The organism is Endozoicomonas sp. ALC020 (assembly GCF_049275935.1).
Taxonomy (GTDB): domain Bacteria; phylum Pseudomonadota; class Gammaproteobacteria; order Pseudomonadales; family Endozoicomonadaceae; genus Endozoicomonas_A.
Window position 1 is genome coordinate 6,141,504 of record NZ_CP184830.1, and the last position, 15,005, is coordinate 6,156,508.

Annotated in this window: 12 protein-coding genes; 3 read left to right on the forward strand and 9 right to left on the reverse strand. The window is 49.6% G+C overall.

All coding sequences use genetic code 11. The annotated features are described in order from the left end of the window. Positions 1-31: 31 nt before the first annotated feature. The gene (gene solA, locus ACOJUO_RS22730; protein WP_422138265.1) at positions 32-1,162 is read right to left on the reverse strand and encodes an N-methyl-L-tryptophan oxidase; all 1,131 of its coding nucleotides are present in this window, start codon (positions 1,160-1,162) and stop codon (positions 32-34) included. Positions 1,163-1,725: 563 nt separating this feature from the next. Here solA and acnB point away from each other — a divergent pair. Continuing rightward, complete coding sequence (acnB, locus tag ACOJUO_RS22735; protein ID WP_422134170.1) at positions 1,726-4,317, forward strand: bifunctional aconitate hydratase 2/2-methylisocitrate dehydratase; 2,592 nt, start codon at positions 1,726-1,728, stop codon at positions 4,315-4,317. Positions 4,318-4,349: 32 nt separating this feature from the next. Here the strand turns inward: acnB and ACOJUO_RS22740 are convergent, their stop codons facing one another. Further along, positions 4,350-4,625, reverse strand: a complete 276-nt coding sequence (locus tag ACOJUO_RS22740; protein ID WP_422138266.1) for a hypothetical protein — start codon at positions 4,623-4,625, stop codon at positions 4,350-4,352. Positions 4,626-4,874: 249 nt separating this feature from the next. Here ACOJUO_RS22740 and ACOJUO_RS22745 point away from each other — a divergent pair, with 249 nt between their 5' ends. Beyond that, on the forward strand, positions 4,875-6,053 hold the full coding sequence (locus ACOJUO_RS22745) for a macro domain-containing protein (RefSeq protein WP_422138267.1): 1,179 nt from the start codon (positions 4,875-4,877) through the stop codon (positions 6,051-6,053). 2 nt (positions 6,054-6,055) lie between these two features. On the opposite strand, the gene ACOJUO_RS22750 is transcribed toward ACOJUO_RS22745, so the two are convergent. From ACOJUO_RS22750 to ACOJUO_RS22765, 4 genes are all read right to left on the reverse strand, one after another. Continuing rightward, positions 6,056-8,059 (reverse strand): transglutaminaseTgpA domain-containing protein, encoded by a 2,004-nt coding sequence (locus ACOJUO_RS22750; protein WP_422138268.1) that lies wholly within the window; start codon positions 8,057-8,059, stop codon positions 6,056-6,058. After that, a complete protein-coding gene (locus ACOJUO_RS22755; RefSeq protein ID WP_422138269.1) occupies positions 8,049-9,041 on the reverse strand; it encodes a DUF58 domain-containing protein in 993 nt (330 codons plus the stop codon). Before ACOJUO_RS22755 ends, ACOJUO_RS22750 begins: the two co-directional genes overlap by 11 nt. A gap of 5 nt (positions 9,042-9,046) precedes the next feature. After that, positions 9,047-9,946: an AAA family ATPase gene (locus ACOJUO_RS22760; protein ID WP_422138270.1), complete on the reverse strand. Its 900-nt coding sequence runs from the start codon at positions 9,944-9,946 to the stop codon at positions 9,047-9,049. 114 nt (positions 9,947-10,060) lie between these two features. Continuing rightward, the gene (locus tag ACOJUO_RS22765) at positions 10,061-11,260 is read right to left on the reverse strand and encodes an O-succinylhomoserine sulfhydrylase (protein WP_422138271.1); all 1,200 of its coding nucleotides are present in this window, start codon (positions 11,258-11,260) and stop codon (positions 10,061-10,063) included. Positions 11,261-11,626: 366 nt separating this feature from the next. On the opposite strand from ACOJUO_RS22765, the gene ACOJUO_RS22770 reads away from it, so the two are divergent. Continuing rightward, positions 11,627-12,406 (forward strand): 5'-3' exonuclease H3TH domain-containing protein, encoded by a 780-nt coding sequence (locus ACOJUO_RS22770; protein WP_422138272.1) that lies wholly within the window; start codon positions 11,627-11,629, stop codon positions 12,404-12,406. A gap of 5 nt (positions 12,407-12,411) precedes the next feature. Here ACOJUO_RS22770 and ACOJUO_RS22775 read toward each other — a convergent pair whose 3' ends face one another. The 3 genes from ACOJUO_RS22775 to ACOJUO_RS22785 form a co-directional block, all read right to left on the reverse strand. After that, entirely contained in the window at positions 12,412-12,750 is a 339-nt protein-coding gene (locus ACOJUO_RS22775) for a type II toxin-antitoxin system Phd/YefM family antitoxin (RefSeq protein WP_422138273.1), read from the reverse strand. Beyond that, positions 12,743-14,254, reverse strand: coding sequence for an amidophosphoribosyltransferase (gene purF, locus ACOJUO_RS22780; RefSeq protein ID WP_422134178.1), 1,512 nt, complete (start codon positions 14,252-14,254; stop codon positions 12,743-12,745). Before purF ends, ACOJUO_RS22775 begins: the two co-directional genes overlap by 8 nt. Before the next feature lie 175 nt (positions 14,255-14,429). After that, entirely contained in the window at positions 14,430-14,927 is a 498-nt protein-coding gene (locus ACOJUO_RS22785) for a CvpA family protein (RefSeq protein WP_422134179.1), read from the reverse strand. Positions 14,928-15,005 lie beyond the last annotated feature (78 nt).

Genomic DNA, 15,005 nt, shown 5'->3' on the forward strand with positions numbered 1-15,005 from the left:
AAACAAAGCGCCATAGTTTATTTTTGCTTCTTTACATATTCTGAAACCTTGAGTGCTTAAAAAGCTCCAATACTTCAGGCAGTGGCTCCTCCAAAACCATTTTTCTGATAATACTCCCCACCACAGGGGCAAACTTGAAGCCATGACCTGAAAAGCCCCCTGCTACAATGACTCTCTGGTGATCTGGTAATGCCTCCATAATGAAATGCCCATCGGGGCTATTAGTGTAAAGACATGGCTCTTCCCTGATAACTTCAGGCACCACCCCTGGCAAATACTTTTCAATAACTGACTGGATCTCTGAAAGATTGCTGCGAGAATCTTGAAGCAACTGTTCAGGATTATCCAACAGAAAACCCGTTTTGTGTCTGCCAATCTTCACCAGTCGCTCAGTACCATATTGAGGCACACCATAATAAAATCCATCGGGAGTGTCGAAGGCAAAAGCTGGCGCATCCGCTGACAAATTCTCACTGTTTCTGCTCTTAAACCAATACTGAAGATTCATCTCAATTTCCAGCGGATACTTTCCACCGACAATGCTGTTCAGCCAGGAGCCTGCGGTTACGACCAGGTGTGAACAGGAAAAAACATCTTTACTGGTTGTAACCTCAACACCACTATCATGCTCCTTAAATGACTCCATTAAAGTGTTCTCCAGTATCTGACCTGAGTGACTTCTCAATACTTCAAGGAAATATTGCAATGACTTATCAAGATCCAAAAAACCGGCTTGCCGGTCCAGTATGCCTGTCCAGACTGAAGGGACTTTCAGACCGGAAACAAGTTCGCTGCATTCACTGCCTTTCAGGATATTAACGTCCAGATCATACTCAGAGGCACTGCTTAAAACTCCCTTTAAAGTCTGGCTTGACATCAGATCACCAGCAATTAGCAGCCCGTTCAGAGAGAGTATCTTCCCGTCTGTAACACGATTGATATCCTGCCAGTCGACCAGAGCTTCTTTAAGCAGGGGAACGTAGCGAGAGTCTTCAAAATAAGAGAGTCGAAAGAGTCTGGTCTGGCCGTGAGAACTGTTTCTTTTATTATCTAACTCATATTGCTCCAGACAAAGCACACTTAAACCAGCTTGGGTCAGTCGGGCTGCAACAGCGCATCCCATAATCCCCATACCCACAATAATGGCATCATAGTGCATCATATTCTAATGCCCCTGCCCCACCTTTATGGGAACTTGACCTACTTAAACCGATCACTTGATCAGTTGGGTTAAGTCATTTCAATGAATAGACATCGAAGTTCATTCAGACCAGATGGCATTCATCATTTGCGGTAATAATCAGCGATATACGAAAAAAACCGGCGCAACAAGGGCTTTTCCGACCGATTCAACCAGTATTCACCAAATTTATATCAAAGATTGCGGGCTTCCCTTAACTTGAATAACGCTATCCGCTATACTGCCCGCGCCGCCGGTTGGCTGAATAAGCGAAGGTTACAGTTCTTTTCACTGCTAATCTATACAGAATAATTCCGACCGGTTTACGATGCCTGCACACATCGTCATGGGCATGAAAGTGATCTAAAGTAAACTCCTGTTCTAGAGGAGGAGCAGAAGTATCCGGCAGAGCTTTCTTCATTACCCGCCCAGCCATACCGTGCAGGACCTATATTCACAGGAACATCAGCAACTGTCCGCCCCATCACTGTAAACATTACAGCAAGGGTGAACGGGCAGGCCGCACAGATGATGAGGGTTGATCCGTGCTAGAAGCCTACAGAAAACATGTCGAAGAGCGTGCAGCAGAAGGTGTCCCACCAAAGCCATTAAGCGCTGAGCAAGTCACCGGACTGGTAGCCTTGCTGAAAAACCCACCCGCCGGTGAAGAAGAGTATCTGCTGGACCTGCTGGAAAACCGCATTCCGCCCGGCGTGGACGAAGCTGCCTATGTGAAAGCCGGGTTCCTGTCTGCCATTGCTACAGGTGAGGCAGAATCCCCACTGTTGGACAAGAAAAAAGCGGTTGAACTGCTGGGCCTGATGCATGGTGGCTACAACATTGAGACGCTGGTTGAACTGCTGGACAGCACCGAACTGGCAGAGCTGGCCGCAGAACAACTGAAAAGCACCCTGCTGGTGTTTGATGCTTTCCACGACATCGAAGAGAAAAGCAAGGCCGGAAACGCCCATGCTAAAGCTGTCCTGAAGTCCTGGGCAGACGCCGAATGGTTCACCCAGCGTCAAGCGGTTCAGGAAAGCATCAAGGTTGCCGTCTTCAAAGTGTCCGGTGAAACCAACACCGACGACCTTTCTCCTGCCCCTGATGCCTGGTCTCGACCAGACATTCCAGTTCATGCCCGAGCCATGTACAAAATGACCCGCGACGGTCTGGAACCTGAAGAGCACGGTGTTACCGGCCCTCTGAAGCAGATCGACGACATCAAGGCCAAAGGCCTGCCCGTTGCTTTTGTGGGCGACGTAGTAGGTACCGGCTCTTCCCGTAAATCCGCGACCAACTCTGTACTCTGGTTCTTCGGTGATGATATTCCGGGCGTACCTAACAAGCGTGCAGGCGGTATCTGTATTGGCGGAAAAGTAGCACCCATCTTCTTCAACACGATGGAAGATGCTGGCGCACTGGTTTTCGAAGCCCCCGTTGATAAGTTGGGCATGGGTGATGTGATCGAGATCCGTCCATACGACGGCAAAATCCTGTCCGAATCCGGTGAAGTACTGTCTGAATTTGGCTTCAAATCCGATGTCATCCTGGACGAAGTACAAGCTGGCGGCCGTATTAACCTGATCATTGGTCGTGGCTTGACCGACCGCGCCCGTGAAGCTCTGGGTCTGGGACATTCCGAGATATTCCGTCGCCCTGTTGCTCCTGAAGCCTCCGAGAAAGGCTTTACCCTGGCTCAGAAAATGGTCGGTAAAGCCTGTGGTGTTGAAGGCGTTCGTCCCGGTACTTACTGTGAGCCAAAAATGACCACCGTCGGTTCTCAGGACACCACGGGCCCAATGACCCGTGATGAGCTGAAAGATCTGGCCTGCCTGGGCTTCTCTGCCGACCTGGTGATGCAGTCTTTCTGTCACACGGCGGCTTATCCAAAGCCGGTTGATGTTGAAACTCACCACACTCTGCCAGACTTCATTATGAACCGCGGTGGTGTATCTCTGCGCCCGGGTGACGGTATCATCCACAGCTGGCTAAACCGTATGCTGCTGCCAGACACTGTGGGTACAGGGGGTGACTCTCATACCCGTTTCCCACTGGGTATTTCCTTCCCTGCCGGTTCCGGTCTGGTCGCCTTTGCTGCGGCCACCGGTGTTATGCCTCTGGATATGCCGGAGTCCATTCTGGTTCGTTTCAAAGGCGAAATGCAGCCCGGCATCACTCTGCGTGATCTGGTTCACGCCATTCCACTGTACGGTATCAAGCAAGGCCTGCTGACCGTTGAGAAGAAAGGCAAGAAAAATGCCTTCTCCGGCCGCATCCTGGAAATCGAAGGTCTGGAAAGCCTGACAGCCGAGCAAGCCTTCGAACTGTCAGACGCTTCTGCTGAACGTTCCGCTGCAGGTTGTACTATCACTCTGTCTGAAGAGTCCATTGCTGAGTACCTGAAGTCGAATGTGACTATGCTGCGCTGGATGATCAGCGAAGGTTACGGCGACCCTCGTACTCTGGAGCGCCGTGCCCGCAAGATGGAAGAGTGGCTAGCCAACCCGGTTATGATGCGCGCTGATGCTGACGCAGAGTACGCTGAAGTGATTGAAATCGACCTGTCTGAAATCAAAGAGCCTATCCTGTGTGCTCCCAACGATCCGGACGATGCCCGTACACTGTCTGACGTGGCTGGCGACAAGATTGACGAAGTTTTCCTGGGTTCCTGCATGACCAACATCGGTCACTTCCGTGCAGCCGGTAAACTGCTGGAGCAGAACAAGGCCCCTCTGCAAACCCGCTTCTGGATGTCTCCTCCCACCAAGATGGACAAGGCCCAACTGGAAGAAGAAGGCTATTACAACATCTATCAGGACAGCGGTGTACGTACCGAAATCCCGGGTTGCTCACTGTGTATGGGTAACCAGGCACGGGTAGAACCCGGTGCTACAGTACTGTCAACGTCTACCCGTAACTTCCCGAACCGTCTCGGTGACGGGGCTAACGTATACCTGTGCTCTGCCGAGCTGGCTTCTGTTGGCGCGATTCTGGGTAAGATTCCTACAGCTGATGAGTACATGGAATACGCTCAAAATCTGGATTCCATGTCCAGTGAAGTCTACCGTTACCTGAACTTTGATCAGGTAGAGTCCTACCAGAAGGCAGCTGATGATGTTATCGCCAAAGCAAGCTGATCAGTAACCTGATTGTCCACCTGAAATCCCCGCTATTGTGCGGGGATTTTTTTAACAACTCGTTCCCACGTTCTAAGCTCGTCATTCCCGCGAAGGCGGGAATCCAGCGCCAACGGTGGATCTCTGCCTTCTCGGGGATGACAAGGCCAGGTGGGCACCGGGCAGTATGGTTCTGGTGGTGAGTCAGTGTGGATTCCCGCCTTCGCGGGAATGACGAGAATGAAACCGGGAATGACGAGAATGAAACCAGGAATGACGAGAATGAAACCAGGAATGACGAGAATGAAGCCGGGAATGACGGGAGTCAACTCGTTCCCACGCTGGAGAGAGTTTTGCGACAGCCGCCATTGTGCGGGGATTTTTTTTACTAAGCCTGGTTGCCAGAGTGGGAAAATTGACAGCCTATTTCCAGCCAGCAGAAAGACTCGTCAGAAAGTCGATAACTTATCCGGCTGACGTTGTCAGCCAGCCTTGCCAGATACCTTTTAGCCTTGTAAATCCAGATCAGGAATGAACTGATTATACTGAAGACTATCAGTAGATTTTCTGGCTTATGCATGATTCCAACGTCTGACGTGTTCAGTTCGGCATCCAACTGGCAGCTTTTCAAAAGCTGGGTAAAACACAAACTGCGCTCAGCCTTTACCTGGAACCGGAAAACCCGGGTACTGGAAGACCCTGCCGCCCTGCTCCAGGAAGCCAGAGCCAGGGGCGACAACCCTTATTCGCGCATAAGACTTCGAGACATCAAACGCCATGATAATCCCAGATCCCGGATTAATAGAGCCGCTCAACACTTCAGGAATGACTTTGCCCGTATTGGTATTGATGTCAGCTCAGTCACTGTAGAGACGGACCTTTTATCTGAACTTCAGAACAAACTGCTAACCCAAGCCAGGCGCCTTCAAATCAAAACCTACAAACAGGGAACGCTGGAAGACATGCAGGCTTTTTCCAAACTTGTGAACCAGGTGGGCGCCGCTAACTGGCCAGCTGTTTTGAATGATCTGACTCTGAGGCATCCTGCTGGAGAGGCTCACAAACTTGCCGATTTTGTCAGGCCTCTTGAGCTTCTTATCACTGCTTCAGCACAACCATCTACGGACACTCTGATGCAAACGGATGTCAGAATACCTGCTGACCAACTGCTAGGAAAAGAGGTCTTTTTGATGTCCGGGGATATCAGCCGAATGAATGAATTACAAACCCCGCCTATTCAAGCCATTGCCTGCCCGTACACCCCCAAGGGATCAAAAAATGAGACGGTTTTACTGAAGCAGCTTTCCGAAATTGATACCGGTTTGGCAAAAAAAGGTTTTTTGGAAGCTATTAAAAAGGTGCAACCAGGACTGGCCGTCATTGCACCCAGCCCTGCACTGCAGGACAGGGGCTTCAGTCACATGGTTCATGCCATGCTTCCACATGTCGATTCCGGGAATATTAATTCAGAGTTGGTCGCCGCCTACCAATCCACCATCGAAGCCGCTCACAGGAAAAATCTGTCGAGCATAGCCATCCCCATTTTCAGTTCTGAAATGAACCTTTCCCCACAAAGAGCAGCGACCATTGTTTGTGTAGCCATCAGCCGATACATGAGCAGTCACCCTTATGAAACCAAACCGCCAAAAGTGTATCTGGTTTGCCCCGGCACTGAAAAAGGTCAGGAAACCCAGCGATATATTAACCATTATCTGAGCCAGAAGATGCCAAAGCCACCTAAACGAGAAATCATCTAGCCCTAAAAATTAGCCAAAAGCCGCTTCAACTCGTCCATTTCCGAATGTTTTTCTCCGTAAGCCGCTCGCATATAAGCCTCACAAAACGACATTACAGGTTCTGCAAGCGAGTCATCCGATTGGGAAATACGACGGGCAAAACTCAACTCTGCTTCACCCTTTCGAGGAACAAAGCCTCTTCTGGCCATTTTTTTCAGGAAGCGAGCATAGAGTTTCTGAAGCGGAGGCAGAGTCTGTCGGCGATACAGTAAAGTCAGGGACAGTATGGCCAGTATCACGCTTACCCCTATCGTCAGAGCCACCCCTTGTCGCCAATAAAAATCTTCATCACCCAACAGGCTTCTCAGAAACGCTTCCTGCTGATCCTGCTTGAAATTCACGACCGATCTCTGCCATTGATATTCTGCCTTCTCAAAGGCCAGCCTGACTCTGTTAATAATGCCTGAATCACGGTAACGATAGAGAGACAAAGGACTGTCTGGCAAAAAAGTTCCGGAGCTGCCAATAGCCGCTTCCAGACCCGCCTCTATGCGCTGGGGTGAAACTGCAGCAGTTGGATCAAACCTCTGCCAGCCCTGCCCTGCCACCCAGATTTCAGCCCAGGCATGAGCATCGAACTGCCGAACCTGAATCAGGTTATCAGCTTCCTTAAACTCTCCACCCTGATAACCGCCGATGACCCTGGCCGGAACACCCGCAGCCCTCATCAGATAAACGAATGCTCCGGCATAATGGGCACAAAAACCTCGCCTACCTTCAAACAGAAATTCATCAATCGTAGAGTTTTGATCGTACAAAGGCGGTGCAACGGTGTAGTAGAAATCATCCAGACGGAACAGCGACAGCAATCGAGCCGCCATTTTGACGGGATCCTGACCTGCCTGGTTGAACAGCCTGAGGGCATATTGTCGACTCCGGTCATTTCCAAAATCCGGAATCTGAGTATTCAAGGCAGCAAGCCAGTCAGGCATTAAGACAGATCGAGCCTGAGGCAACATCCCATCCAGTGAGTACAACAATCGGCTGTCAATCGGTCGTTCCGATGCCAGTCTCATTGTCCTGTATAAAAAGCTGTTTTCAGCCACTGTGCCAGCAGCTCCCAATGTATACATCCATGGTTTTCCGGTAGGCTCCATCATCACTTCATATTGATAGCTTCCCTGACGATTCTTCCACCAGCCTTCAATTTCAGGTTGCCTGCTGACCCAATCTTTCTGCGACATGGCGGCAACAGAAAAAGGCTTGTCCGTTTGCTTCCAGGTCTTGCCATCAAACTGATCCAGAACTACAGCCCGCCAGTATCTTTGCCGAGGTGGTGGTACATCACCAGCAAAGCGTGCCCGAAACACCAGCTCATCTGAACGACTGAGTCTTGCTATATCGCCTGGCGTCATGGCATCGGTTAAGCCAGTTCTGGCACTATTATCGGGAAGGGGTACTGACCAGAGCGGCCCCATCCGTGGCACCAGGACAAACAGGAGAATGGTTAAAGGAGCTGCCTGCAAAACAAGGAGGCCTGCAAACCTTATACTGGAAACAACAGGTGCCGCATTCGTTGATCGGAACAAGCCCTGCTGGGCAGCGATCAACATCACCAGACAAAACATCAGGTAGAGTGTTTGTAGTAACGACTGGGAGAAAAGAACGGCTGTCGCCACCAGAAAATAGCCGATGTAAACCACAATAAGCGCATCACGCTGGCTTCTCATTTCCAACAGTTTGAGTGCATACCCTGCTGCCAGAACAGAGACCGATGATTCCAGAGATATCAACGGCCTGAAACTGACTATCACCGTAACCAGTGCAATCAGAATCAGTCCCAGACGCAACAAAAAAGGTGGCCACTGCCCTCTACCCAGCAAAATAGTAATCCGCCAGCCTGCTGAAAGACAACCCAGTAAAATAATCAGCGTCGGAACTTGCTTCCAAATGGGCAACAGGACTGACAGAAGGGCTGCAGTTAACCACAGTGTTGAGGTTCTGCTCACCTGAGCATTACTCAGCACGACCACCTCCTGACTTTACACTGCCCGAAGCCCTGTCAGAGCCAGAAGCAAATAGAGCCAAAGTCTCAAGGCACTGTTTTAAATGCTTGCGCCCTCCATCGGCTGCCAACTCTGTCCCGGGAACAGACAAGCTGAAAGGTTTGTTAGTGGCTTCGCATCTCAGACACCATCCAGCCAGAACAGACAGTTTATCTTCAAGACTTACGCCGGGATTATGCTCCAGGGAGAGCTTAACCTGATGACCAATAGGCTCTTCAAACAGCTTGGTATTCAGCTCACTGGTTCTCGCATACCCTTTCCAGTCAACATGACCCGCAAGATCCGTCTCTTTAAAGCGGCGAAAGCCGGCAAAATCATCCTGCCCTGATCGTGTTTGGACACCGGTTTCCTCCCCCGCGCCCAGTAGGCTTGGAACAGGGTGGGTGTAATCAGGTCGGGGATAGATCAGTGTCTGCATTTCAAGTTGAACCCAGCTCCAGGCCCTGCAAAATCCCAGAGGATACAGGCTCTCGAGTCTCATCCTTCCCGGACGAAACCAGCCTCTGGATGTTGCTTTTACCCTCAGACTCACGTCCAGATCCGTTTCGAATGAATAGGTCACTTGCTCATTTTCGGGCCAGCCTAATCTCACAGATTGCCGACCCCGCCCACCTGTCTGCAATTGCAGATGAACGGGTATCAGGTCCCCAACATGTCCCGAACCGGCAGACTTTGAAATCAGAGTGATGCCCGCCAGGTTTCTCCAAGTGTGAAGGATGGACAGCATAAACAGACTGACCATAAAAAAGGACAGACCAAACGCCAGACTGTTAGCATAATTGGCGGCAAGAATAAAAATAAGGGCAGCAACAAACAGCCAGATGTAGCCCCCTTTTGTAGGCAGGATAAATATCCGTTTTTGATCCAGAGTCACCCGGGCAGCCGGAGGAATCCGTCGATCCAGCCATTGACGATATCGCCGTTTTACAGCGCCTTCTGACATACCCGTTAACCCATCACTTGAGTGCTAGTCAGCAACTCCCTGACCGATTGACCTTTTTCCTTTGCTTGTAATCGGTGATCGGCAACAGAGACAAACACAGCCTGAATATCCTCGGGAATAACATAGTCCCGACCTTCCATCCAGGCCCAGGCTTTTGCAGCCGCCATTAACGCCAGTCCCGCCCGTGGCGAGAGTCCAACATGGAAGAAACCCGCCTCCCTGGTACGAGAAATCAGCCTCATGACATAATCCAATAACATCTCCCCGACATGTACCCGGGCTGATGCATTCTGAGCCTTGATCAATTGATCTGCATTAAAGATGACAGGCAGTGCATTCAGTTCTGCCCTGCCGGCTTCGCCTTTCAAAATGGCTTTCTCTGATTCAGGGTCGGGATAGCCCAACTCTAATCTCATCAAGAATCGGTCAAGCTGGGATTCTGGCAGGGGAAAAGTGCCTTCCTGATAGACAGGATTCTGGGTGGCCACCACGAAAAAAGGTTCGGGCAGGGAGTGCGGCTGACCATCTACCGAAACCTGACGCTCCTCCATGGCTTCAAGCAAGGCACTTTGCGTTCTGGGTGAAGCCCTGTTGATTTCATCCGCCAGCAACAGCCGGGAAAAAACCGGCCCGGGGTGAAAAGCAAAGCTGGCACTATTTTTATCAAAAACAGTGACCCCGATAATATCAGCAGGTAGCAAATCACTGGTAAACTGCACTCGCTGATAATCTAACCCCATGACCCGCGCCAGTGCATGAACCAGCGTTGTTTTACCCATGCCGGGCAGATCTTCGATGAGCAGGTGGCCCCGGGCAAGAAGACAACATACCGCAAGCCGAATTTCCTGATCCTTGCCACGGATAATCGTATTCAGCGCATGAATACATTGATTGACTTCATTCATTGATTGGGAACCATTCTTATTATTTTGAAGACTTTGCTTTTTTGTACTCAAGGCTGTTTTATCGGTCAATCGACACAAAAGAACAGAATTCCTTTTCTGTTCCGGGGGGCTTATTTAAAGTTGAGCTAATCCTTTTTCCAGATCAGCCTTGAGATCTTCAAGGTTCTCAAGGCCTACAGCCACCCTGATCAGATTTTCGGTAATACCGGCTCTTGCTTTGTCTTCATCAGAAAGACGACAGTGCGTTGTGGTGGCCGGATGGGTGATCGTTGTGCGGGTATCACCCAGATTAGCGGTTCTGGAAATAAAGGTTACCGCATCCATCACTTTCCAGGCCTGCTCTCGACCGCCCTTGACTTCAAAGGCAAGAACACCGCCAAAGGCTTTCTGCTGCCGTTTTGCCAAACTATGACCGGGATGAGACTCAAGACCACTGTAGTGAACCTTTTCAACAGCAGGATGCGCTTCCAGCCATTGGGCCAGAGCCATTGCATTGCGGCAATGAGCATTGACCCTGAGATTAAGTGTTTCAAGGGACTTGTAGAAATTCCAGGCATTAAAAGGACTCATTGAAGCACCAGCCGCTCGTTGCCAGAGATGCATCTCACTGATCAGTTCCTTGCTGCCGACAGCTACTCCCCCCATGCAGCGTCCCTGACCGTCGATAAACTTGGTGGTAGAGTGGACGACAATATCTGCCCCAAGCTTCAGAGGCTGCTGCAGAGCCGGTGTACAGAAACAGTTATCCACCATCAATAAAGCATCATTCTCATGAGCAATGGCGGCCATGATTTCCAGATCCACTACTTCGCCCAGAGGGTTTGAAGGCGTTTCCAGAAATAAAAGACGTGTTTCAGGACGCATTGCATCTCGCCACTGCTGGTAATCCGTGAAATCAACAAAAGTGGTTTCTACGCCAAATTTGCCCAGGTATTTGGCAAATATGGTGACCGTCGTACCAAAAACACTGCGAGAGCAAATCACATGATCACCGGCTTTCAACAACCCCATGCACATACCCAGGATAGCCGCCATGCCTGAAGAGGCGGCACAGGCCAACTCTCCCCCTTCAAGGGCCGCCATACGCTCTTCAAACATTTTTACTGAGGGGTTGGTATACCGTGAATAAACATTGCCCTGTTCATCTCCGGCAAAAACAGCCTGAGCCTGCTCAGCACTGTCATAAGTGAAGCTGGAAGTCAGATAAATAGCTTCGCTGTGCTCTCTTTCACCACTGCGTATGACGCCAGTCCTGATAGCCTGAGTTTCAAACGCCCATTGATCCTGGTTATTACTCACATCGTTGTCTTTCATTTCTGGTCCTTTGTATCGCTTAGGGCAGTTTACCATGAATAATATTTTGTTCTGCTATTCAGAAATTACGCTGTATTTTTTCACTCATGGCTGTTTCTGAGCCTACAATTCCAAGGCTTCGATTATATGTCATGCTGAGGTTTTCTACCCGGCCTGAAAGAACCTTGAGTCTGACATATCCCGGATGGCTGAGATGCCAAAGATAGCGAAAAAAACCGGCGGTTGACAGTAGAAATAACCACCCTCACTACTCGGTTTTAGAAAGATAAAAGAAAATTCCCGGCCCCTGAATGTGGTAATCTGGGAACACGATTATTAAATGTTTAGTGTTGATTTATACATCCATGGCTGTTCAGGAAAAACAGAATGCGCCCTCACCTGCTTTTGATTGATGCTCTGAATCTTATCCGAAGAGTACACGCTGCTGTCAGGGCCCCGGATGAAAACAGCCAGATAGACGGAGCAATTTCAGCTACCGTTGCTTCGCTAACTCGGGCCATTAAGGAAACATCGCCAACGCATTGCCTGATGGTTTTTGATGGCAACCCTCCGACCTGGCGACATGAGCTTTTTCCTGACTATAAAAAGGGTCGCAAGCCCATGCCCGAAGCACTGAGAAAAAGACTGGGCGACTTTAACAGAGCTTTTCTGAAAATGGGGGTAAAAACATTGAGAAAAACAGGTCTGGAAGCGGATGATGTCATTGCCGCTGTAGCCTCCAAGGCATCAAAAGCCAACGCCGAAACCACCATCCTTTCAACCGACCGTATTTTCCTGCAACTGTTGAATGTTCCGCAGATAAAACTGCGTGATCATTTCCAGAAGATTGATTATCAGGGAGAGAGTGTACAGAACCTTTACGGCTTCGGGGCTGAAAAGCTAACTCAGTTCTGGGCAATTGCCGGTGTGGGCGATGTGCCCGGCGTTCAGGGCGTAGGCGATAAGGGAGCGACCTCCCTGATTCTGGAACATCAGGAAATAAGCAATATCTTTTTGTTGGGAGAGGAGGCTAAAGGGGCGGCGGGAAAAGTAGTGAAGCAGAAAGAACGGGCATTGTTAAGCCTGAAATTGGCAACTTTGGCTTGTGATCTTGAGATTGGGGTGAGGATGAAAGATTTGAGGTATGAGACGGTATCCGGAGAGTAACTTGTTTAGGAGAAAATGATAGTGTCATCAAAATCATCGGATATCTCAATCTTCCCCTTCAAAGCACCAAACCCTCTATTTCCGGGTTGCTCTTTATAAGGAACCAATTTCGCAACAGGTTTACCTCTGCGAGTAATAATAATACCGGCATCTTCTTCAACTGCCAGTCTGACAAGTTCTGGAAACCTGCTTATTACCTCATGCATTCCAACGGTAATTTGTTGTGACCCTGACATTAAGCCGTCCCCCCAGCTAATTAAACTAGGTAGAGTCAAGCCCCTGTTAGCAAAGCTAACAAGGGCTTGACTCTGGTAACTGGCGCTGTTGAGGGATAAATCAGGCAAGCTCTTCATCATTGTGAAGGTCAATGATCGAATCACTTCCTTTATTCGCCCGGGTTTGTTCGTTCCTGCTGGCAGCAAGACGACTGAGGTATTCACTGTCGATACCGCCAGCAATGTATTTACCATCAAAAACAGAACAGTCGAAGTCGGTAATCTCGGGATTCAACGAAGAAACAATTTTCTTCAGATCATCCAAATCCTGGAAGATCAGACGATCTGCCCCGATTTCCTGCTCAATTTCCTTATCTGTCCGATTGTAGGCTATGAGTTCTTCTGATGTCGGCATATCGATCCCGTAAACATTGGGGTAACGAATCGCAGGGGCAGCAGAGCTAAAATAGACTTTCTTTGCACCACTGTCTCTGGCCATCTCGATGATCTGCTGACAGGTTGTGCCCCTGACGATAGAGTCATCCACCAACAGCACATTCTTGCCTTCAAATTCCTGACGTATAGCACTGAGTTTTTGACGAACGGACTTCTTGCGGACCTCCTGACCAGGCATGATAAAGGTTCGACCGATATAACGGTTTTTAACAAAGCCTTCTTTGTAAGGAAGCCCCAACCGGTTGGCAATCTCCAGTGCCGATGTTCGGCTGGTGTCAGGAATAGGCATGACCACATCGATATCGTGCTCTGGCCACTCTCTGAGAATCTTGTTGGCCAGGATCTGCCCCATTCTCTGATGCGCCTGATAGACCGAAATACCGTCCACAATTGAGTCAGGCCGAGCGAGATAGACGTATTCAAACATACATGGGTGCTTGGTGCCCTCGACACACTGGAAAGTGTGCAGCTGATTGTTTGAGTCTATAAATACGGCTTCGCCTGGTTCAACGTCACGGATCACTTCAAAACCAGAGGCACTCAGAGCGACGGATTCAGAAGCCATCATATACTCTGTACCTTTCTCGCTTTCTCGCTTACCGTAAATCAGGGGGCGGATACCATAAGGATCACGAAAACCAATGATACCGTGACCATTGATCATAGCAACGACAGCATAACCTCCTTCACAACGCTCATAGACGCGACGAACCGCCTGAAAAAAATCTTCCGGACTGGGCTGCAACTTGCCAGACTGCTCCAGTTCATGGGCAAATACATTCAACAGAATCTCTGAATCAGAGCTGGTATTGATATGACGAAGATCTGCTTCAAAGAGCTCTTGCTTGATGCTCTGGGCATTGGTGAGATTCCCGTTATGGGCAAGGGCAACCCCGTAGGGAGAGTTCACATAGAATGGCTGGGCTTCGGCTGAGCTCGAAGTCCCTGCAGTAGGATACCGAACATGAGCGATGCCCATATTCCCTACCAGTTTTTTCATATGCCGGGTTCTGAAGACATCACGGACCAGCCCGTTATCTTTTCTCAGATAAAAATGCCCTCCCCCCAGAGTGACCATTCCGGCTGCGTCCTGCCCCCTGTGCTGAAGCACGGTCAGCGCATCGAACAACAGCTGGTTAACATTCACTGTCGCCGAAATACCGACAATTCCACACATTTATCACATCCTCAGGCTGGATCAGCGGCTCTAAAGCTATGGCAGGGTAACCTGAAAATCGGCTCTCCCCGCATTTTATGCTTTTGGTTGGCTTTAGAGCCTGTTTTTTCTCAAAAGTTCATTGAAAGCACTCCCTGGACGTTTGCCTGTTCCCGGGAAGCTTTCAGAGATTATTTCAACCGGCTTGCATCAATGGTTCAACCCACTGGACCACTGTTTGCCTGGACCAGTCTGCAAGCAGCAAAAAGTGGGGCAATAATACCGAATCTTGCCATGCTTCGTCATTCTCTAATGGGGCAAATGTCATTAGTCCCACCACAAGCACTACAAGCAGGCAGCCTCTGAGTCCTCCGAAAACCATACCCAACACCCTGTCAGTCCCAGTAAGGCCAGTGGCTTCTACCAATTCTGCAAACAAACGATTCACTAACCCCCCTACCAGTAGAGTTGCGACGAAAAGCAGGATTGATGCGGAAATTACTCTAACAGATGGGGTCTCTACATACTGGGTCAACAAGCTGGCAACACTGCCATTAAAAGTCCAGGCCACAAAAATGGCCACTACCCAAGTCAGAAGAGAAAGAACTTCCTTAAAAAAGCCACGTTTAAGGCTGATAAGAGAGGACACAGCCACTATGGCCACAATGACCCAGTCGATCCAGGTAAACGTCAAAGGAAAACTCCTGCATTAGTCTTTATTCGGGTCAGATTATCGGTTTTGGAACAGCTACTCAACACACAAAAAAGCCCG

What these genes read in the sequence shown, in the direction of transcription:
- solA (WP_422138265.1), bottom strand. Translation starts at nt 1,162, where the DNA reads ATGATGCACTATGATGCCATTATTGTGGGTATGGGGATTATGGGATGC.
- ACOJUO_RS22745 (WP_422138267.1), top strand. Translation starts at nt 4,875, where the DNA reads ATGATTCCAACGTCTGACGTGTTCAGTTCGGCATCCAACTGGCAGCTT.
- ACOJUO_RS22755 (WP_422138269.1), bottom strand. Translation starts at nt 9,041, where the DNA reads ATGTCAGAAGGCGCTGTAAAACGGCGATATCGTCAATGGCTGGATCGA.
- ACOJUO_RS22760 (WP_422138270.1), bottom strand. Translation starts at nt 9,946, where the DNA reads ATGAATGAAGTCAATCAATGTATTCATGCGCTGAATACGATTATCCGT.
- ACOJUO_RS22765 (WP_422138271.1), bottom strand. Translation starts at nt 11,260, where the DNA reads ATGAAAGACAACGATGTGAGTAATAACCAGGATCAATGGGCGTTTGAA.
- ACOJUO_RS22770 (WP_422138272.1), top strand. Translation starts at nt 11,627, where the DNA reads ATGCGCCCTCACCTGCTTTTGATTGATGCTCTGAATCTTATCCGAAGA.
- purF (WP_422134178.1), bottom strand. Translation starts at nt 14,254, where the DNA reads ATGTGTGGAATTGTCGGTATTTCGGCGACAGTGAATGTTAACCAGCTG.